This is a genomic window from Pandoraea terrae (genome assembly GCF_902459695.1).
Classification (GTDB): domain Bacteria; phylum Pseudomonadota; class Gammaproteobacteria; order Burkholderiales; family Burkholderiaceae; genus Pandoraea; species Pandoraea terrae.
Genome location: NZ_CABPRZ010000002.1, coordinates 311271 through 330437, shown reverse-complemented (window position 1 = coordinate 330437; position 19167 = coordinate 311271). Strand labels below are relative to the sequence as shown.

At 65.6% G+C, this 19167-nt stretch carries 15 protein-coding genes and 1 pseudogene; 8 read left to right on the top strand and 8 right to left on the bottom strand.

The genetic code is table 11. The features are described 5' to 3' along the window. Positions 1 to 6: 6 nt before the first annotated feature. The 3 genes from pgi to PTE30175_RS03540 form a co-directional block, all read right to left on the bottom strand. Positions 7 to 1656: a glucose-6-phosphate isomerase gene (gene pgi / locus PTE30175_RS03550; protein WP_150695657.1), complete on the bottom strand. Its 1650-nt coding sequence runs from the start codon at positions 1654 to 1656 to the stop codon at positions 7 to 9. 94 nt (positions 1657 to 1750) lie between these two features. Further along, a complete protein-coding gene (locus PTE30175_RS03545; RefSeq protein ID WP_224788580.1) occupies positions 1751 to 3268 on the bottom strand; it encodes an NAD(P)H-hydrate dehydratase in 1518 nt (505 codons plus the stop codon). Between the two features lie 88 nt (positions 3269 to 3356). Further along, positions 3357 to 4631: a D-amino acid dehydrogenase gene (locus PTE30175_RS03540; RefSeq protein ID WP_150695655.1), complete on the bottom strand. Its 1275-nt coding sequence runs from the start codon at positions 4629 to 4631 to the stop codon at positions 3357 to 3359. Positions 4632 to 4842: 211 nt separating this feature from the next. On the opposite strand from PTE30175_RS03540, the gene purL reads away from it, so the two are divergent. Beyond that, positions 4843 to 8874, top strand: a complete 4032-nt coding sequence (purL, locus tag PTE30175_RS03535; protein ID WP_150695654.1) for a phosphoribosylformylglycinamidine synthase — start codon at positions 4843 to 4845, stop codon at positions 8872 to 8874. A 98-nt stretch (positions 8875 to 8972) separates the two neighbouring features. Here the strand turns inward: purL and PTE30175_RS03530 are convergent, their stop codons facing one another. From PTE30175_RS03530 to PTE30175_RS03520, 3 genes are all read right to left on the bottom strand, one after another. Next, positions 8973 to 9749, bottom strand: coding sequence for a peptidylprolyl isomerase (locus PTE30175_RS03530; protein WP_150695653.1), 777 nt, complete (start codon positions 9747 to 9749; stop codon positions 8973 to 8975). Positions 9750 to 9811: 62 nt separating this feature from the next. After that, complete coding sequence (locus PTE30175_RS03525; RefSeq protein WP_150695652.1) at positions 9812 to 10078, bottom strand: BolA family protein; 267 nt, start codon at positions 10076 to 10078, stop codon at positions 9812 to 9814. Position 10079: 1 nt separating this feature from the next. Next, complete coding sequence (locus tag PTE30175_RS03520) at positions 10080 to 10613, bottom strand: septation protein A (RefSeq protein ID WP_150695651.1); 534 nt, start codon at positions 10611 to 10613, stop codon at positions 10080 to 10082. Between the two features lie 291 nt (positions 10614 to 10904). On the opposite strand from PTE30175_RS03520, the gene PTE30175_RS03515 reads away from it, so the two are divergent. Further along, complete coding sequence (locus PTE30175_RS03515) at positions 10905 to 11237, top strand: hypothetical protein (RefSeq protein ID WP_150695650.1); 333 nt, start codon at positions 10905 to 10907, stop codon at positions 11235 to 11237. Here PTE30175_RS03515 and msrB read toward each other — a convergent pair whose 3' ends face one another. Beyond that, a complete protein-coding gene (msrB, locus tag PTE30175_RS03510; RefSeq protein WP_150695649.1) occupies positions 11238 to 11684 on the bottom strand; it encodes a peptide-methionine (R)-S-oxide reductase MsrB in 447 nt (148 codons plus the stop codon). A gap of 26 nt (positions 11685 to 11710) precedes the next feature. Continuing rightward, positions 11711 to 13243 carry a protein adenylyltransferase SelO gene (locus PTE30175_RS03505; protein ID WP_150695648.1) on the bottom strand — a complete coding sequence of 511 codons (1533 nt, stop codon included), beginning with the start codon at positions 13241 to 13243 and terminating at the stop codon, positions 11711 to 11713. A gap of 245 nt (positions 13244 to 13488) precedes the next feature. Between PTE30175_RS03505 and PTE30175_RS03500 the strand changes: the two genes are divergently transcribed. From PTE30175_RS03500 to PTE30175_RS03480, 6 genes and pseudogenes are all read left to right on the top strand, one after another. Beyond that, positions 13489 to 15114, top strand: coding sequence for a 3-(methylthio)propionyl-CoA ligase (locus PTE30175_RS03500; RefSeq protein ID WP_150695647.1), 1626 nt, complete (start codon positions 13489 to 13491; stop codon positions 15112 to 15114). 230 nt (positions 15115 to 15344) lie between these two features. After that, entirely contained in the window at positions 15345 to 16304 is a 960-nt protein-coding gene (locus tag PTE30175_RS03495; protein ID WP_150695646.1) for a branched-chain amino acid ABC transporter permease, read from the top strand. Further along, entirely contained in the window at positions 16304 to 17620 is a 1317-nt protein-coding gene (locus PTE30175_RS03490; RefSeq protein WP_224788579.1) for a branched-chain amino acid ABC transporter permease, read from the top strand. Before PTE30175_RS03495 ends, PTE30175_RS03490 begins: the two co-directional genes overlap by 1 nt. Next, positions 17617 to 18165 (top strand): annotated as a pseudogene (locus tag PTE30175_RS29175) (ATP-binding cassette domain-containing protein); the annotation flags it as partial. The gene PTE30175_RS03490 and the pseudogene PTE30175_RS29175, both read left to right, overlap by 4 nt. Beyond that, positions 18154 to 18465: an ABC transporter ATP-binding protein C-terminal domain-containing protein gene (locus tag PTE30175_RS29170; RefSeq protein ID WP_420819602.1), complete on the top strand. Its 312-nt coding sequence runs from the start codon at positions 18154 to 18156 to the stop codon at positions 18463 to 18465. The pseudogene PTE30175_RS29175 and the gene PTE30175_RS29170, both read left to right, overlap by 12 nt. Next, entirely contained in the window at positions 18458 to 19153 is a 696-nt protein-coding gene (locus PTE30175_RS03480) for an ABC transporter ATP-binding protein (RefSeq protein WP_150695645.1), read from the top strand. The genes PTE30175_RS29170 and PTE30175_RS03480 overlap by 8 nt, the downstream gene beginning before the upstream one ends. The last annotated feature ends 14 nt before the right edge of the window (positions 19154 to 19167 follow it).

Here is a 19167-nt window from a genome sequence, read left to right as displayed (position 1 = left end):
ACCTGTTCAGCGGCGCTTGTGTATCACGGCGTTCGCGCGGCGAATCAGCGATTCCGTTGACGCATCGTGCGCGCCGGGCGTCAGCGCATCGGGCGATGCCAGTTCCGGCTCGATCGCCCTGCATAGCGTCTTGCCGAGTTCGACGCCCCATTGATCGAAGGGATTGATGTTCCAGACGGCCGCCTGAACGAACACCTTGTGCTCGTATAGCGCGATCAGCGCGCCAAGCCGTTCCGGCGTCAGGGCGTCGATCAGCAGCGTGTTGCTGGGGCGGTTGCCTTCGAAACAGCGCTGCGCCGCCAACGGTCCGCCGGCCTGCGCCGACGTGGCCATCGAGCCGCCTTGCAGCAGCGCCTCGCTTTGCGCGAAGCAGTTGGCAAGCAGCTTGCGATGGTGTTCCGGGAAGGGATACTGCGGCTCCAGCACGGCAATGAAATCGACCGGCACGAGCGAGGTGCCCTGATGCAGCATCTGGAAGTAGGCGTGTTGGCCGTTGGTGCCCGGCTGCCCCCAGATCACGGGCGCCGTCTGCCACGCGACAGGCTCGCCGTCGGTCTGCACCGACTTGCCGTTGCTCTCCATGTCGAGCTGCTGGAGATAGGGGGGCAAGCGCAGCAGGGCATCCGTATACGGTGCGATGGACAGTGTCTGGGCATCGAAGAAATTCCGGTACCAGATGCCGATCAACGCAAGCAGCACGGGCATGTTGGCGTGCAGCGGCGCGTCGCGGAAATGGGTGTCCATCGCGTGCGCGCCGGCGAGCAGGGCGTCGAAGTGCTTCGGGCCCAGGTACAGCATGATCGTCAGGCCGACCGGCGACCAGAGCGAGTAGCGGCCGCCGACCCACTCCCCGAATTCGAAGACGTGATCGCGGTCGATGCCGAACGCGGCCGCAGCGTCGGCATCGTTCGACACGGCAACGAAATGCTGGCCCAGCGCGGCTTCCGGTATGCCGTTGGCCAAAAACCACGTGCGCAAGGTCCGCGCGTTCGTCATGGTTTCCAGCGTGGTGAAGGTCTTCGAGCAGACCACCACGAGCGTGGTTTCTGCATCGAGCGTCGGCAAAGCGCGCGCCAACTCCGTCGGATCGATGTTGGCGATGAAATGCATGCTCAGATGCGGCGCGCCAAACGGGGCCAGCGCGTCGCATACCATGCGCGGGCCGAGGTCCGAGCCGCCGATCCCGATATTGACGATCTTCGTGATGCGCTTGCCCGTAGCGCCGCGCCATTTGCCGTCGCGCACGGCGTCGGCAAACGTTCGCATGCGCGCCAGGCTCGCCCGGACCATGCCGCTCACGTCGCCCTGCATGTCCCGGAACGTCACGCCGGCCGGTGCGCGCAATGCCACGTGCAGCGCCGCACGGTCTTCCGTAACGTTGACATGCTCGCCGCGCCACATGGCGTCGCGTTTTCCGGCAACGTTACAGTCACGGGCCAGCTGCGTCAGCAGCGTCAACGTCTTGTCGTTGATGCGGTTCTTTGAGTAGTCGAGGGTCAAGCCCGCCGCCGACAGCGAAAACCGCTCGACACGATCCGCCGCGCCGGTGGCTGCGAACCAGTCGCGCATATGTTGCGTGTCGATCTCGGTACGATGTTCGGTCAGCGCCTGCCAGGCGGGCGTTCGGTCGAGACGGTCGGACTGCGAAGACGTCATAGGCAAATCAGTTCATTTCGTTTAGGCGCAACAAGCGCAGTATAACGGTTGATGCGGCGACGTTGCCGCGCAAGTTGGGGCGCGCACGCGGAATTTACCGGCGCGCCGCCCGCATCTGCAGATTCAGTTCGTCCCGAATCGCCGGCAAAAGTTCAGAGGCGGTAAGACCGGCTGGCCCCGTGCCGTTCGCGACAAGATTGTCCGCCGCCCGGCCGTGGAGCCAAACCGCCGCCAGCGCGGCATTCGCGGCGTCCATGCCCTGTGCGAGCAATGCGCCCGCCAAGCCGGTCAGCACGTCGCCGGTACCTGCAGTGGCCAGCGCGGGATTGCCGGTCGGGTTGATCCACGCCCGTTTTCCGTCATCGACGATCGTACCCGACCCCTTGAGCACCACGACGGCGCGAAATTGCCGGGCCAATCCGCGTGCGGCCGCCAGCCGGTCCGACTGGACGTGCGAGACGTCGCAGCCCGCCAATCGTGCAGCCTCGAGCGGATGCGGCGTCAGCACCGTGGCGCCGCCGCGTGTGCGCACGCGTTCGGCCAAGGCGGGTTCCGCGGCAAGCAGGTTCAACGCGTCGGCATCGAGCACCAGCGGGACATCGGGGCGCGCCAGGGCGCGCGCCAGGCAGGCCGACGCCGCGGCATCCGTGCCGAGTCCCGGGCCGATCGCAAGCGCCTGCATGCTGGCAACATCGATATCTTCCGCGTTACGCAGCATGAGTTCCGGCTGACCGGCATCGTAGGCAGGGTACGATTGCGTGACGAAGCCCGCGTAGACGCGTCCCGCACCGCTGAACAGCGCTGCGCGTGCCGACAGCAGCGGGGCGCCGACCATGCCGTCGTGTCCGCCCAGCACCCCGAGCGATCCATGGCTGCCCTTGTGACTGGCGTGGCGGCGCTGCGGCAGCGCATGCGCAAATGTGCCGGGTGTCACGGACGTCGCCGCAGCGTCGACTTGCCCAAGCGCGGAAGACACCCCCAGATCCGCCACGTCGACGTCGCCGGCGACGTCACGCCCCAAGCCCGTGAACAGGCCCGGCGTGGCGCCAAGGAAGGCCAGTGTGGCCGTGGCGTTCACAATGGGGCCAGCCGACTGTCCGGTATCGGCCTGTAATCCGCTCGGAATGTCGAGCGCGAGCACGCGCAGCCGCCGATCGTTGAGCTGTTCGACGAGCGCGGCGGTCTTGCCCTCGAGCGGACGCGTCAGGCCAATGCCGAAGAGGCCGTCAATGACCCAGTCGAACGCCATGCCGTCGGGCCACGCCGTGGGCGGCGGTGCTATCGGGAGCTGTGCGGCCACGGCCCGTGCGTGCGCCCAACGGGCGTCCTCCGCAGTCGGCGCCGCCGTCTGCCAGATCTGCACGGCGACGCCGCGTGACGCCAGTTCACACGCAACGATATAGGCGTCGCCGCCGTTGTTGCCCGGCCCGGCGAGCACGAGCACTGGCCGGCGGCCCGCTGTCGCGGACGCGGACAGGCGCGCATGAAGCCAGTCGGCGGCTGCAGCGCCGGCACGCGCCATCAGCGTGTGCGGCGGCAATCCACTGGCGCTGTGCTGCTCGACGGCGCGCAATGCGGCGATTCGATACAGTGAGCGAGGGGTTTCAGGCACGAAATGACGCTCCCGGCATGCGTTCAAGGACCCGGGCGCGGGATGAGGGCGCCGGTATCTGCCGTCCATTATGAACGCTGCGGGAGGTTCAGTGCGCGTAGCGCGAAAGGGTGAGGCCTTCCATGTCGATGTCCGGCGTTTGTCCGGACAGCAGGTCTGCCAGGACCTTGCCTGAGCCGCAGGCCATCGCCCAGCCGGTCGAACCGTGGCCGAGGTTCAGGTAAATGCCGGGCAGATGGGTCGCGCCCAGCAACGGGGGGCCGTCCGGCAGCATCGGGCGCGCGCCGACCCATGCGCGGGCCTCGCGGTAGCGACCGGCGCCCGGAAACCAGTCCGTGGCCACCTTGTACAGGGTGGCGATGGCTTTTTCGCGCAACACGAGCGCGGCGTCGCCCAGCTCCGCCGTGCCCGCGATGCGCAGACGATTGCCCTGCGGGGTGACCGCGGTCTTGTAGGATTCGTCCATGACGGCCAGCCGCGGGCTGAAAAGCTCGCTCTTGACCGGTACCGTGATGGAATAGCCCTTGATGGGCCACAGCGGCACGTCGATGCCCAACGGGCGCAGCAGCGCCGCGCTTGCCACGCCTGCCGCCATGACGACGGCATCTGCCTGCCACGTTGCCGTCTGCACCGGGCTGCCGGTTGCGGCCGTCGTGACGGTGACGCCCGCTCGGCCGAGATTCGGCTGCACGGCGAGCACCGTGGTTTCCGTGGCGAGCGTCACGCCCATTTCCCGGGCGATTTGCGCCAGCCGCTTGGTAAACAGCGGGCAATTGCCCGTCTCATCCCGGGGCAGGTGCAGGCCGCCAGCCAGTTTGGCGTCGGTCGACAGCGCCGGTTCGAGCTTCAGGCATTCCTCGGCTGTCAGCAGGCGGTGCGGTACCTCGTTTTCGGCCAGCATGGCGCGCGCCGGCTCGTTCAGCTTGATGTCGCGCTCGGTACGGAACAGCTGCAGATACCCCTGCGTTTGCTCGTAGTCGAACTCATGATGTTCGCGCAGGGCGTGCAGACACTGCTGGCTGTAGAAGGCGAGCCGCTGCATGCGCGCACGGTTGGCGCGGTAGCGGTCGAGCTTGCACTCGCGCAGCCAGCGCAGGGCCCATCGCCACGTGCCGGCCGACAGGCCGGGCCGGAAGATCAGCGGGCTGGCCGAGCTGAACATATAGCCAAGCAGCTTGCGCGGCATGCCGGGCGCCGCCCACGGCGTGACATAGCCGGGCGCAATGACGCCGGCATTGCCGAAGCTGCTTTCCTGGGCCACTGTGGTGTTGCGCTCGACGAGCGTGACCGTGTGGCCGGCCGAAGCCAGATAGTAGGCGGTACACGTGCCGATAACCCCGCCGCCGATAACGATGACCTTCATTCCCAACCGTCTGGTATGTCGCGAACGCCCGTTCGTTCGCTTGTTAGCATCTTTTTGTCGTGCACGGGGGGGCATAGGTTACCAGAGAGTGGCGGCCACCGGGGCGCGGGCGCGCATCGGACGCCCAGAAAACGGCCCGGAGAGGGTATAATCCGCCTTTGTCGTTCCCCCTCGTATTGAACGCGCCCGTGCGCTCTGCCTCCGTCCTTCCATGACTCAGATTGCCTGCTTCGCCGGCGCCTTGGCGCTTTCCGAATTTCGCCAGCAACGCCTTTTGCAGACCCTGCAAGCCATTGATGCCTCGATCGTTCGTATCGACGCGCGCTACGTCCACTTCGTCGCCAGCGCCGAAGCGCTCTCGCGTGAAGATACCGACCGCGTGGCGGGGTTGCTGACCTATGGCGAGCCGGCGCGTGAGGATGCCGAAGGCGACACGCTGCTCGTGATTCCGCGCCTTGGCACAATCTCGCCGTGGGCCAGCAAGGCCACCGATATCGCCCATAATTGCGGCATCGAAAACGTGCGCCGTATCGAGCGCGCCGTCGAATTCACCATCGGCGTGAAGACCGGTCTGCTCGGCGGCAAGAAATCCCTGTCGCCGGAAGTGCTTGGCCGCGTCGCCACCGTGCTGCACGACCGCATGACCGAGACCGTCGTGGCCAATCGCAAGGACGCCGAGGCGCTTTTCACCGAGTTGCAGGTCAAGCCGCTGCAGACGGTCGACGTGATCGCCGGCGGCCGCGCCGCGCTGGAAGCCGCGAACCGCGACTGGGGCATGGCCTTGGCCGACGATGAGATCGACTACCTGGTCGACGCGTTCGTGGGGCTGAAGCGCAACCCGACCGACGTGGAATTGATGATGTTCGCGCAAGCCAACAGCGAACATTGCCGCCACAAGATCTTCAACGCGGATTGGACCATCGACGGCGTCAAGCAGGACAAGTCGCTGTTCCAGATGATCAAGAACACGCACCAGCTGCACCCGGAGGGCACCGTCGTCGCCTATTCGGACAACGCGTCGGTGATGGTCGGCGCCGAGGTCGAGCGTTGGTATCCGCGCGGTGAGGCGCGCGAGTATGGCCGCAGCACCGAGCTGACCCATACCCTGATGAAGGTCGAGACACATAATCACCCGACTGCCATCTCGCCGTTCCCGGGCGCCAGCACGGGCGCCGGCGGCGAAATTCGCGACGAGGGCGCCACGGGCCGCGGATCCACGCCGAAGTCCGGTCTGTGCGGCTTCACGGTGTCGAACCTGGCATTGCCCGGCGCGGTCGAACCGTGGGAAAACGATCGCGACGTGACGGTGCCGCCGCAACAGCGCAATCCGAACGACGGCGGGCAGTTTTACGGCCGCCCCGACCGCATTGCCTCGCCCCTGCAGATCATGACGGACGGCCCGCTCGGCGGCGCCGCCTTCAACAACGAATTCGGCCGCCCGAACCTCGGCGGCTATTTCCGTGCCTACGAACAGAATGTCGCAGGCCGCGTGCGCGGCTACCACAAGCCGATCATGATCGCCGGGGGCATGGGGAACATCTCCGACAAGCATACGCACAAGTTCGACCTGCCGGCCGGCACGCTGTTGATCCAGATCGGCGGCCCCGGCATGCGCATCGGCATGGGCGGCGGCGCCGCCAGCTCGATGGCCACCGGCACGAACACCGCTGAACTCGATTTCAATTCGGTGCAGCGCGGCAACCCGGAGATCCAGCGCCGTGCGCAGGAAGTCATCAACTGGTGCTGGACGCAAGGCGATGCCAACCCGATCCTGTCGATCCATGACGTCGGCGCGGGCGGTCTGTCCAACGCCTTCCCCGAACTGGTCGATGGCGCCGACAAGGGCGCGCGTTTCGATTTGCGCCAGGTGCAACTGGAAGAGTCCGGCATGTCGCCGGCCGAAATCTGGAGCAACGAGGCTCAGGAGCGCTACGTGCTTGCGATCGCACCCGACAGCTTCCCGGCGTTTCAGGCGGTTTGCCAACGCGAACGCTGCCCGGTCGCGGTGGTCGGCATCGCGACCGGGGAACGTCAGCTGCAACTGGTCGATCCACTGCACCCGGAAGCGCCTGCGCCCGTCGATATGCCGATGGAAGTGCTGCTCGGCAAGGCGCCTCGCATGCACCGCGACGTCAAGCGCGTCACGCCGGATTTCCCGCCGGTCGACGTGACCGGCCTTGCGCTGGGTGATATTGCCCGTGCTGTACTGCGCCACCCGACCGTCGCATCGAAGTCGTTCCTCATCACCATCGGCGACCGTACCGTCGGTGGCTTGACGGCGCGTGACCAGATGGTCGGCCCATGGCAGGTGCCGGTGGCCGATTGCGCCATTTCGATGATGGACTACGCCGGTTATCGCGGTGAAGCGATGACGATGGGCGAGCGCACGCCGTTGGCCGTCATCGACGCGCCCGCTTCGGGCCGCATGGCGGTCGGCGAGGCGATCACGAATATCGCGGCGGCGCCAATCGCGTCGCTCGATCAGATCAAGCTGTCGGCCAACTGGATGGCCGCATGCGGCAGCGAGGGCGAAGACGCCGCGCTGTTCGACACGGTCAAGGCTGTCGGCATGGAACTGTGTCCGGCGCTGGGCTTGTCGATCCCGGTGGGGAAGGATTCGCTGTCGATGCGCACGCAATGGCAGGACGACGGCCGTGGCAAGGAAGTCGTGGCGCCCGTGTCGCTGATCGTCTCGGCATTCGCGCCGGTGGAAGACGTGCGCGGCCAGGTCACGCCGCAACTGCGCCGCACCGCCGATGTCGGCGAGACCGTGCTGATCGCGATCGATCTGGGCCGCAACAAGAACCGCCTCGGCGGCAGCATTCTCGCGCAAGTCACGCAGCAGATCGGCGACGCTGCCCCGGATGTCGACGATGCGGCCGATCTCAAGCGCTTCTTCGACGCCATCCAATCGCTGAACCGCGCGGGCAAGGTGCTGGCGTATCACGACCGCTCGGACGGCGGCCTGTTCGCGACCGTGGCGGAAATGGCCTTTGCCGGTCATGTTGGTGTGTCGCTCAACGTCGACATGTTGACGCTCGACGAAGGCTTCGAGTCGGACTACGGCGATGCCAAGGATTGGGCCAAGCAGACGGCCGGCCGCCGGGAAGACAAGACGCTGCGTGCGCTGTTCAACGAAGAACTCGGCGGCGTGATCCAGGTGCGCGCGGACGATCGCGACGCCGTGCTGCAGGCGCTGCGCGAGCACGGCCTGTCGGCGTGCAGCCACGTCATCGGCAAGCCGAATACCTCGGACGTCATTGAGATCTACCGTGATGCGAAGAAGGTTTTCGGTGCGCCGCGTGCCGAATTGCAACGCGTATGGAGCGAAGTGAGTTGGCGTATCGCGCGTCTGCGTGACAACCCCGCGTGCGCCGACGCCGAATTCGAGGCATTGAACGACGTGGCCGATCCGGGGCTGTCGCCGACATTGACGTTCGATCCGAGCGAGGACATCGCCGCGCCGTTCGTCGCGACGGGGGCGCGTCCGAAGGTGGCGATCCTGCGTGAGCAGGGCGTCAACTCGCATGTGGAGATGGCGTACGTGCTCGACCGCGCAGGATTTTCGGCGTACGACGTGCACATGAGCGATCTGCTGTCTGGGCGGGCCAAGCTGGCCGACTTCCAGGGCTTCATTGCGTGCGGCGGCTTCTCGTATGGCGACGTGCTCGGCGCCGGCGAAGGCTGGGCCAAGACAATCCTGTTCAACGCGTCGCTGGCCGACCGTTTCGCCGGGTTCTTCAACCGGGCGGATACGTTTGCGCTGGGCGTGTGCAATGGCTGCCAGATGATGAGCAATCTGTCGAACATGATCCCGGGCGCGGCTGACTGGCCGAAGTTTACGTACAACCAGTCGAAGTACGAAGCACGCCTGGTGCAGGTCGAGGTGCTCGATTCGCCGTCGATGTTCTTCAAGGACATGGCTGGCACGCAGGCGCCGATCGTCGTGGCGCACGGCGAGGGTTTTGCGAACTTCGGTCAGCAGGGCAACATCGACCGCGCCATCGCTGCGATGCGTTTCGTCGACAATCGCGGCGCGGCGACGGAAGCCTATCCGTTCAACCCGAACGGTTCACCGCGCGGTTTGACGTCGTTCACCACGGCGGACGGACGCTTCACCGTCATGATGCCGCACCCTGAACGCGTCTTCCGCACCGCGCAAATGAGCTGGGCGCCGGCGCAGTGGGGCGAGGACAGCCCGTGGATGCGCATGTTCCGCAACGCGCGCCGCGCGGTGGGCTAAAACGGCCGCACCCCATCACCCAATAAAAAACCCGCCGATTGGCGGGTTTTTTATTGGCCGGCGTACCGGTGGCGGTACCCGGCAGCGCGGATCGCGTGTTACTGGATCTTCGCTTTCTTCTCGAGCTCTTGCTCGAACTTCTGCAGCTTTTCCTCGCGCATCTGCTGTTCCAGCTGCGGCTTCACTTCGGCAAGCGACGGAATCTGCGCATCGCGGACGTCGTCGAGTTGGATCACGTGGTAGCCGAAGTTGGTCTTGACCGGGGCATCGGTCATTTGGCCCTTCTGCAGCTTGCCCAGCGCGGCCGCGAATTCCGGCACGTAGGCGTTGGCCGGTGACCAGTCGAGATCGCCGCCGTTCTGGGCCGAACCCGGATCCTTCGAATACTGCTTCGCGAGATCGGCGAACTTCGCGCCACCCTTGAGCTTGGCGATGATCTCCTTGGCGAGGTCTTCGCTCGGCACGAGGATGTGGCGGGCGTGATACTCCTTGTCGCCGAACTGCTTCTTGATCTGGTCGTAACGCGACTGAAGCTCTGCATCGCTCACTGGCGTCTTCACGACATCGGCGATCAGCGCGCGAATCAGCACGGTCTGCTTGGCCATCTCCACCTGGAACTTGACATCCGGGCGGGCAGGAATGCCGCGGCGAACCGCTTCCTGTGCCAGGATCTCGCGCTTGACGAGTTCTTCGCGCACTTGCTGTTGCAGTTGCGGCGAATCCGGCTGGCCCTGACGCACCATTTCGGCCACCATCGCATTGGCGCGCGACACGGGTACGGGCGTGCCGTTCACGACGGCGACGTTCTGGGCGAATGCGGGCAGGGACACGGTCGCGGCGAGGGCGAGCACCGTGCGGGCAAGTTTCAATGCCATGCTGGTTTTCCTGACGTTTGACGAAGGCAAAAGGATTATTCGACGGGGGAATGGCTTGCCGCTCACACTTCATCCGGCGCGAGCGCGGTGATGGCGAGGGCGTGAATGCCGTTCTGCATCAAATCGGCAAGCGCATCATACACCAAGCGATGCCGCGCCACGCGGTTGCGTCCCGCAAAAGCACTCGACACGATGCGCAGGTTATAGTGGCCGCCCGACGCCGCACCGGCGTGCCCGGCATGCCGTGCGCTGTCATTCTCCAACGTGAACTCGGTCGGCGCGAGGGCGGCGCGCAGGCGCGCCTCGATCTGTTGTTCGATGACACTCATCTCATTCGTCCTGCTTGATGTATTTGGCAAGCCACAGGCTCTGCAGGACGATGAACACGACCATCAGGCCCATGCCGCCGAACAGCTTGAAATTGACCCACGTATCGGTCGAGAAGTGGTACGCGATGACGAGGTTCAGAATGCCCATGGCGATGAAGAATAGCGCCCAGCTGTAGTTGACCATGCGCCACAGGCTGTCGGGCAGGACCATCTGCTTTTCCATCATGGCGCGGATCAGGTTGCGGTCGAAGATGAGTTCCGCAATGAACAGCGTGCCGCCGAACAGCCAGTACAGCGCCGTGGGTTTCCACTTGATGAAGGTTTCGTTGTGAAGCCACATGGTGGCGCCGCCGAACACGACGATGATCGCGAGGCTCACCCATTGCATCGGCTCCACTTTGCGATGACGAATCCAGACCCACAGGACCTGAATTACCGTGGCGGCGATGGCGATGCCTGTGGCCACGTAAATGCCCGCAAACTTGAAGGCGATGAAAAACAGGATGACCGGCAACAGGTCGAACAGAAATTTCATGGTGTCTCGGCAAGGGTCTCGCGACAATCGGCCATTATATTTCATGCGCCACGCCAACGGCTCGCGCGTACCGCTGCCAAGCGGCACGGCAAGGTTTTTTTCCGGATGGACGCGCAGCGCGCCCATCGCGGCGGGCTGGTCCAAGTCAATGGGGGCGCATGGCGGGCGGGCCAAAATGCGTGAAAAGCACTGAAAAATCGTGCGAATCCTTGATTTTCAATGGATTTTTGGGCATTTCCTCAGGTTGGCGGACTAAACTTTTTCATCAACTCGCAACGTCTCCCGGAATGCATGACATATCAAGAAGAAGACACGATGGCCGTGGGTGTTACGTCGCTATGGGCCTTTTTTATCGGGCTGGTAGGTGCACTGGCGGTGCTGGTGTGGAGTGAGGTCTCGGTGCACGGGCCGGGGCGTCAGCACATGCCGCACGACGGCCCCCCGGTTTTGCTCGCCGCGCTCGGCACGCTTTTTCCGACGGCGTTCTTTGTGGGCGCATTGACCCAATACGCGCGTTACCGCAACGTGCCGCGGGTTTCGGTCGCACCGGCCCGGGCCGGCATGCTGCTGCACGCCGGACTGGTCGTGTTCAACGTGGTGTTCGGCATCGTGTTGCCGGGCTAGTCAGTCCTTCTCGCCGTCGCCGGGCGTTTTGCCCGCCTCGCTCGCCGGCATTTTCGCGTTGTCGTCAAAGGCCAGCGACGCCGAGTTGATGCAATAGCGCAGACCGGTTGGCGCAGGGCCATCCTCGAAAACGTGCCCCAGGTGAGCGTCGCAGTTCCGACAACGCACTTCGACGCGCACCATGCCGTGGGTGTAGTCCATGACTTCCTCGATGCCCGATTTTTCGATCGGCTTCGCATAGCTCGGCCAGCCGCAGCCGGCGTCGAACTTGTCGGTGGACTCGAACAGCGGCGCCCCACAACAGATGCAGCGGTAGGTGCCATTCTCCCAATGGTCCCAATAGCGGCCGGTGAAGGCGCGCTCGGTCGCGGCATGGCGCGTGACCTGATATTCGACGTCGTCGAGTTGGGAGCGCCATTCGGCGTCGCTTTTCTCCACTTTGCTCATGGTTGTCTCCTGGCGGGGAATTTGTGTCATGACGAGCAGCTCACCTCGAGCTGGCCGGCCCAGTCGGGCGGCAGGTCGGCGTAGCGCTCGAACTCGGGCTGATCGTCGTACGGGCGCATCAGTACGCGGCGCAGCGTTTCAACCTCGGAAAAATCCTTCTCATTCGCATGCCGAATGGCGATTTCGGCCAGATGGTTGCGCAGCACATATTTCGGGTTGACGCGCCGCATGGCGGTGCGGCGTTCGGCGTCGCTGCCCGCCTCGGCCTGCAAGCGGGCGCGATAGTCGGCGGCCCATGCATCGAAGCCGGGCCGGTCGATGAACATGTCGCGCACCGGGGCATCGTGCGACGGATCGGCCATGCGCAATTCGGCGAGTTGCCGGAACAGGCGGGTGAAATCCACGCGGCCTTCATGCATCAGGCGGAACAGGCGGTTGATCAGCGCTTCGTCGCCCGCATGCGATTCGCGCAGGCCAAGTTTGGCGCGCATTCGCAGATCGATTTGGCCTGCAAAACGCGTCTTGTAGACGGGCAGCACTTCCTGCGCGGCTTCCACCGCCGCCTGGCCTTCGCCGAACAAGGGCAAAAGCGCCTGCGCGAGGCAGAACAGGTTCCAGTACGCGACATTCGGTTGCGCCTGATAGGCGTAGCGGCCCTGCGTGTCGGAGTGGTTGCAGATGTGGTTGGCGTTGAATCCGTCCAGGAAGCCGAACGGGCCGTAATCGATCGTCAGGCCGAGAATGGACATGTTGTCCGTATTCATCACACCGTGGCAGAAGCCGACGGCTTGCCAATGCGCCACCATGTCAGCCGTCGCATTGCACACGGCGGCGAGCAACGAAAGGTAAGGATTCGCGGCGTCACGGCATTGCGGGTAGTGCCCGTCGATGACGAAATCGGCGAGGCGCTGCAGATCATCGATGCGCTCCGCCGCATAGAAGTGCTCGAAGTGCCCGAAGCGGATGAAACTCGGCGACAGGCGCGTGACAACGGCTGCCGTCTCGATGGTTTCGCGCCGTACCGGTGCATCGGCGCCGGTCACGCACAGCGCGCGGGTTGTCGGCACGCCCAGGTGGAACATCGCTTCCGAACACAGGAATTCGCGAATCGACGAGCGCAGGACAGCGCGGCCGTCGCCCATGCGAGAGTAGGGCGTCAATCCGCTGCCCTTGAGTTGGATTTCCCAATGTCCGGCGGCCGTGTCCGCCTCGCCGAGCAGCAACGCGCGGCCGTCGCCGAGTTGCCCCGCCCAGACGCCGAACTGGTGGCCGGAATAGACGCTCGCAAGCGTGTCGCCGCCCTCGAGTGGACGATTGCCGGTAAATGTCTCGACGAACGCCGGATCGTGCGCCGCCTCGGGCGGCAAGCCCACCAGCTGCGCAGCTTCGGGCGAGAAGCCGACCAGATAAGGGTCGGGTAACGGCTGCGGCGGCAGCCGCGTGAAGAACGCCTCGCCGAGTTGCGCGAAACGGTTGGACAGGGACAGCGGGGCGAACGGCGGCGCAGCGCGCGGCAGCTGGGTGCCGGACGCGTTCGGAGCGCCTGCGGTTGACGGCATGAGGACCTTCCTTTGGATGATGGCCCATTTTACTTGAGGGGGACGCGACGCGCTGAACATCGTCCGGCGCCGGAGCCCGCCGGTCCGCTGCGCAGCATGCTGCGACGCACAATCGATGGTGATTGACCGGTCGCCCCGCGGCGTCAAGAATCGTTGTCAGGTGGCAGCCTCCGCCCGCGATGGCAATCCCGCTGGTCGTTCCGCACCCGGTGCGGACTTCGTACGACAACTTGGAGATTCAACGCATGGCCATTCCGATCCTTGGTCAGATGATGGGCGTCCCGCTCCTCATTTCCTCGCTGTTGACGCACGCCGCCCGGCACCATGGCGACACGGAGATCGTGTCCCGCCGGATCGAAGGCGATATCCATCGTTACACGTACCGGGACGCCGAACAGCGGGCTCGCCAACTCGCGCAAGCGTTCGGCGCATTGGGCGTAGGGCTGGGGGAGCGCGTCGGGACGCTGGCGTGGAACGGCTACCGTCACTTCGAGACCTATTACGCCGTCTCCGGCATGGGCAGCGTGGTGCATACGGTCAATCCGCGCCTCTTTCCCGAGCAGATCGCATACATCATCAATCACGCGGAAGACCGGTTCGTCGCGTTCGATACCACCTTCCTGCCGCTGGTCGAGTCGCTCGCGCCCCAATGTCCGGGCGTGCGCGGCTGGATCGCGATGACGGACCGTGCGCATATGCCCGCCAGTCCGATCGACCTGCTGTGCTACGAGGACCTGATCGACGCGCAGGACGGCCGGCTCGCGTGGCCGTCGTTCGACGAAAATACGGCGTCGGGGCTTTGCTATACGTCGGGCACGACCGGCAACCCGAAAGGCGTGCTCTACAGTCACCGCTCGACCGTGCTGCATGCCTATGCCGCCGCCTTGCCCGATTCGATGGCCATTGCGTCGCACGACGCGGTGCTGCCGGTGGTGCCGATGTTCCACGTCAACGCGTGGGGCATCCCGTATGCGGCGGCGCTCACGGGCGCCAAGCTCGTGTTCCCCGGCAAGGACCTCGACGGCAAATCGCTGTTCGACTTGTTCGAGGCGGAAGGCGTGACTTTCTCCGCTGGCGTGCCGACGGTATGGCTCGGCCTGCTGACCCATATGCGGTCGATCGGCGCGCGCTTTTCCACGCTCGAGCGCACGGTCATCGGCGGCTCGGCCTGCCCGCCGGCCATGCTGACGTCGTTCGAGAAAGACTACGGCGTGCGTGTCATTCACGCCTGGGGCATGAGCGAAATGTCGCCGTTGGGTACGCTGTGCCACCTGCGAGCGAAGCATCGCGGCTTGCCGCCCGAAGCGCAGCAGCACATCCTGGAGAAGCAGGGGAGCGCAGTCTTCGGTGTCGACCTGAAGATTGTCGGGCCCGAAGGTGACGAACTTCCCTGGGACGGCCGCGCGTTCGGCGACCTCTACGCGCGCGGGCCGTGGGTCATCGACCGCTATTTCCGTACCGATGGTTCGCCGCTTGTCGACGGCTGGTTTCCCACCGGCGACGTGGCGACGATCGACCCGGACGGCTATGTGCAGATCACCGATCGCAGCAAGGACGTGATCAAGTCGGGCGGGGAGTGGATCAGTTCGATCGAGGTCGAGAATGTCGCCATGGCGCACCCCGAGGTGCACGAGGCGGCCTGCATCGCTGTCAAGCATCCGAAGTGGGAAGAGCGGCCGTTGCTGGTGATCGTCCGCAAGCCGGGCGCGACGCTGACGCGCGAAGCGATGCTCGCGTTCTTCCAGGGGCGGGTCGCCAAGTGGTGGATTCCGGACGACGTCGTGTTTGTCGACGAAATTCCCCATACCGCGACGGGCAAGATGCTCAAGCTCAAGCTGCGCGAACGTTTCCAGGACTACACACCCGGTTGACACGATCGCCGGCCTGCGTGTGCCGCACGCTATTTCGGACACCGCCGCATGCCGCGTGCGGGCGCGCGGATGAAAACGACGGTTGCATGCGCCGCGGCGGGGATCGTCCCCCTATAATGACGCCCTGATCATGGATCCCGCATCATGGCTCAGGGCATGCCCGTGCACGGTGGGCGTGCCGCTGTGCCGGCTGCGATGCGGCGGTCGTCAAGGGAGAACGAGTGGATTCGATGGGCGCTTCGCTCGACTTCACACTGGGCGTCATGTTCGCCAATGGCGTGAGCTACGGGCTGCTGCTGTTCATGCTGTCGAGCGGACTAACGCTGATCTTCAGCATGCTCGGGGTACTGAACTTCGCGCACGCGACTTTCTACATGCTCGGCGCGTACTTCGCGTACACGCTGTCCGCGGTGGTGGGGTTCTGGCCGGCGCTGGTCGGGGCGCCCCTGCTCGTCGGTCTTGGCGGCGGGGTCTTCGAGCGTCATGTGCTGCGGCATTTGCGCGCGCGCGGCGCGCTGGCGGAATTGCTTGCCACGTTCGGGCTGGCGTATGTCCTCGTCGAAGTGGTGCAATTGATCTGGGGCCGCGGACCGGTCGACTATCGCGTGCCGGGCCTGTTTGAAGGCGTGCTCGTTCCCTTTTTCGGGTTGGCGTTGCCGGCGTATCGCGTATTCATCATGGCGCTGGCGCTGGCGATTGCGGCCGCGTTGGCGCTGGGATTGCGCGCCACGCGTGCCGGGCTCGTCATGCAGGCGGCGCTTTCCCAGCCCGCCATGACCCAGGCGCTGGGGTACGACGTACCGCGCCTGTACACCAGCGTGTTCGCCTGCGGCGCCGGGTTGGCGGCGCTTGCCGGGGCGGCAGGCGGCAACGTGCTGGTGACGGAGCCCGGCATGGCGGCAACCGTCGGCAGCGTGATCTTCGTCGTGGTGGTGGCGGGCGGACTGGGATCGCTCGCCGGGGCATTCGCCGCGTCGATCCTGATCGGTGTGCTGCAAACCTGGGCGGTGGCAAGCGACGCCAACCTTGCGAGCCTGATCGGCGTCCCCGAGTGGGCGTCTCCGAGTCACGCGAGCGCGCCGTTCTGGCAATTGACAATGACGCAGTTGGCGCCTGTCGTGCCGTACCTGTTGATGGTCGTCGTGCTGTTGGTGCGGCCGCGCGGTTTGTTTGGCGTACGGGAGGCCTGATGCGCATGCGTACGCGTGGCCTTCCTGACGGCAGCGCGCTTTGCGCGTCCATCGCGAACCGGTCCGGTGACCGCCAGCGAGCGGGGCTGTGGATGGCTTTTGCACTCGCGCTGATCGTCGCACCATGGCTGTTTCCGTCGGCCGCGTCCTTGACGCTGCTCTGCCAGATCGGCACGGCCGGCATTCTGGCGCTGTCGTTCAATCTGCTGCTCGGGCAGACCGGCATGCTCAGTTTTTGTCACGCCACATATGCAGGCTTCGGTGCGTTCGCCGCTGTCTGGTGCATGCATCGGATCGGCGGCGGTTGGGCGGTCCCGATGGCGCTCGTGCCGTTGGCCGGCGGTCTCGCGGGGGCGCTCGGCGGCGCGGCGCTCGGCTTCGTGACGACGCGGCGCACAGGCCTGACTTTCGCGATGATCACGCTCGGTGTGGCCGAACTCGTGTGGGTCGGCGCCACGATGCTGCCGGAATGGTTCGGCGGCGAGCGGGGCATTGCCGCCGATCGGACATCGGGCGCCGCGTGGTTCGGGCTCACCCTCGGTCCGCAGCGCAACGTGTATTTCCTGGTCGCCGCCTGGCTGTTCGTGTGCGCGCTGGCCATGTACTGTCTCACGCGTACGCCGCTGGGCTATCTGGCGCGGGCCGTGCGGGACAACGAGGTGCGCGTTGCGTTTCTCGGGCCGTCGCCCGCCACGGTGCGTTACCGGATGCAGATCCTGGCGACGTTTTTTGCCGGTGTCGCCGGCGGACTCAATGCGCTCAATTTCGAACTCGTCAGTGCGGATGCCTTCAGCCTTGAACGCTCGGGCGCGGTGCTCGTGTTCACGGTGCTCGGCGGTACGGGCTATTTTGCCGGGCCGTTGATCGGCGCGGCGAGCGGCGTATTCGCGACAATTGTGCTGTCCGGCATGACGCGTGCCTGGCAGTTGTATCTCGGCCTCGCGTTTCTGGTCGTGGTCGTGTTTGCGCCGGGCGGCCTTGCCGGGATTGGCGCGGCACATGTGCGCGCATGCCGCGTCGGGCGATGGCGGAAGGTGTGGCGGCCGTATCTGGCGGTCGTGATCGCACTGGCGTTGCTTCTGGCCGGCGGCGTCGCGTTGATCGAGATGGCGTACCACGTTCGGCTCGACGTCGAGACCGTTGCGCACGCGCCATTCTGGCTTGGCGGGTTCGACGCCCATCACCCCGTGGCGTGGGCATTGGCCGCCGCGTACGGTATCTCCGGATTCGTGGCGTTGCGTCTGTCGTGGCCCGCCCTCGCCGCCGCGCTAAGGGCGTCCACGGCGCCCGCCGGCCCGGCAGGAGGCGGCGCATGATGAACAGCGGTTTCATGAGTGCCGCCGGTCCGGTCGCCGCGTTGCGCGTGCACGGTGTGCACAAGCGATTCGGACGCACGCACGTGCTGCAAGGTGTCGACCTGACGCTGACGGCCGGCGAGCGGCTGGCGGTGATCGGCCCTAACGGCGCGGGCAAGAGCACCCTGTTCGACGTGATCTCGGGACGCTCTCGCGCGGACGCCGGCAGTGTGTTTCTACACGGGCGCGATATCACCCGGCGCCCGCCGCACGCCATCAGCCGGCTTGGTCTCACGCGCAGTTTTCAGACGGCGCAACTGTTTCCGACGGTCAGTGTCGTGGACCATTTGCGATGCGCCGTATTGTGGCGGCTCGGTCACCGGTATACCCCCTGGCGGCCGATGCGGGCCCTGGCGGACGTGACGCAGGCTTGTGATGCATTGCTCGATCAGCTTGCGCTGGCGCATCGCCGCGACACGCTTGCCGCGCACTTGAGTTATGCCGAACAGCGCATGCTCGAGATCGGGCTGTGCGCGGGCGTCGGCGGTGACGTGATGCTGCTCGATGAACCCACGGCGGGCATGAGCCAATCCGAATCGGTGCGCGTTGTCGAACTGATCCGGACGCTCAGCGTCGGCCGGTCGCTGCTGCTCATCGAACATGACATGGGCGTGGTGTTCCGCTTGGCGGACCGCATCGCCGTGTTGGCGCGCGGCGCCGTCATCGCTTGCGATACGCCGGAGCGTGTGCGTGCGCATCAGGATGTGCGCGCGGCGTACCTCGGCGACTACGCCGACAATGCGCCCGCCGGCCCGCCGGACGCCACCGGCGCGGCCCCGGGTGATGGAGGCGACCACGATGCTTGAGATCGAAAACCTGCACGCGGGTTACGGCGGCAGCCGCATCCTGTCTGGCGTCAGTCTCGATGTGCGGCACGGCGAGATCGTGGCCGTCCTGGGCCGCAACGGTGCAGGGCGCTCGACCCTGGCGCGTGCCGTGATGGGGCAGATCGCGCGCACCGGATGCATCCGCTGGCAAGGACAGCGGATCGACGGGCTCGCGCCGCATGAGATTGCGCGTCGCGGCGTGGGCTATGTTCCGGAGACGCGCGATGTCTTCGGATCGCTGACGGTCGAACAGAATCTGCTGTTGGGATTGCGCCCGGGCACGGGGCCGCGCGCGTTGACGCTCGCGGATGCCTACGGGCGCTTCGCCGAATTGCAGACGCGCCGCGATACGCGTGCGGCTGCGCTTTCCGGCGGCGAACAGCAACTGCTGGCGGTTTGCCGGGCATTGATGGCGGCGCCGGGGTTGCTGATCGTGGACGAGCCGACCGAAGGCCTTGCCCCTCGGCTCGTGGCGCGTATTGGCCATATTCTGCGTGAATTGCGTGACGATGGCGTCGCGATCCTGCTGATCGAGCAGAAACTGACGCTCGCAATGCAATGCGCGCAACGCGTCGCCGTGATGGGACGCGGCGCCATCCGCTTTGAAGGCACCCCCGACGATCTCGCAAAGACACCGGAAGTGCGCAAGGAATGGCTTGAAGTCTGATGGTGGCGGGGCAC

What these genes read in the sequence shown, in the direction of transcription:
- PTE30175_RS03480 (WP_150695645.1), top strand. Translation starts at nt 18,458, where the DNA reads ATGCTTGAGATCGAAAACCTGCACGCGGGTTACGGCGGCAGCCGCATC.
- msrB (WP_150695649.1), bottom strand. Translation starts at nt 11,684, where the DNA reads ATGAGCAAAGTGGAGAAAAGCGACGCCGAATGGCGCTCCCAACTCGAC.
- PTE30175_RS03525 (WP_150695652.1), bottom strand. Translation starts at nt 10,078, where the DNA reads ATGAGTGTCATCGAACAACAGATCGAGGCGCGCCTGCGCGCCGCCCTC.
- PTE30175_RS03515 (WP_150695650.1), top strand. Translation starts at nt 10,905, where the DNA reads ATGACATATCAAGAAGAAGACACGATGGCCGTGGGTGTTACGTCGCTA.
- purL (WP_150695654.1), top strand. Translation starts at nt 4,843, where the DNA reads ATGACTCAGATTGCCTGCTTCGCCGGCGCCTTGGCGCTTTCCGAATTT.
- pgi (WP_150695657.1), bottom strand. Translation starts at nt 1,656, where the DNA reads ATGACGTCTTCGCAGTCCGACCGTCTCGACCGAACGCCCGCCTGGCAG.
- PTE30175_RS03505 (WP_150695648.1), bottom strand. Translation starts at nt 13,243, where the DNA reads ATGCCGTCAACCGCAGGCGCTCCGAACGCGTCCGGCACCCAGCTGCCG.
- PTE30175_RS29170 (WP_420819602.1), top strand. Translation starts at nt 18,154, where the DNA reads ATGCTGCTCGATGAACCCACGGCGGGCATGAGCCAATCCGAATCGGTG.
- PTE30175_RS03490 (WP_224788579.1), top strand. Translation starts at nt 16,304, where the DNA reads ATGCGCATGCGTACGCGTGGCCTTCCTGACGGCAGCGCGCTTTGCGCG.
- PTE30175_RS03540 (WP_150695655.1), bottom strand. Translation starts at nt 4,631, where the DNA reads ATGAAGGTCATCGTTATCGGCGGCGGGGTTATCGGCACGTGTACCGCC.
- PTE30175_RS03520 (WP_150695651.1), bottom strand. Translation starts at nt 10,613, where the DNA reads ATGAAATTTCTGTTCGACCTGTTGCCGGTCATCCTGTTTTTCATCGCC.
- PTE30175_RS03495 (WP_150695646.1), top strand. Translation starts at nt 15,345, where the DNA reads ATGGGCGCTTCGCTCGACTTCACACTGGGCGTCATGTTCGCCAATGGC.
- PTE30175_RS03530 (WP_150695653.1), bottom strand. Translation starts at nt 9,749, where the DNA reads ATGGCATTGAAACTTGCCCGCACGGTGCTCGCCCTCGCCGCGACCGTG.
- PTE30175_RS03500 (WP_150695647.1), top strand. Translation starts at nt 13,489, where the DNA reads ATGGCCATTCCGATCCTTGGTCAGATGATGGGCGTCCCGCTCCTCATT.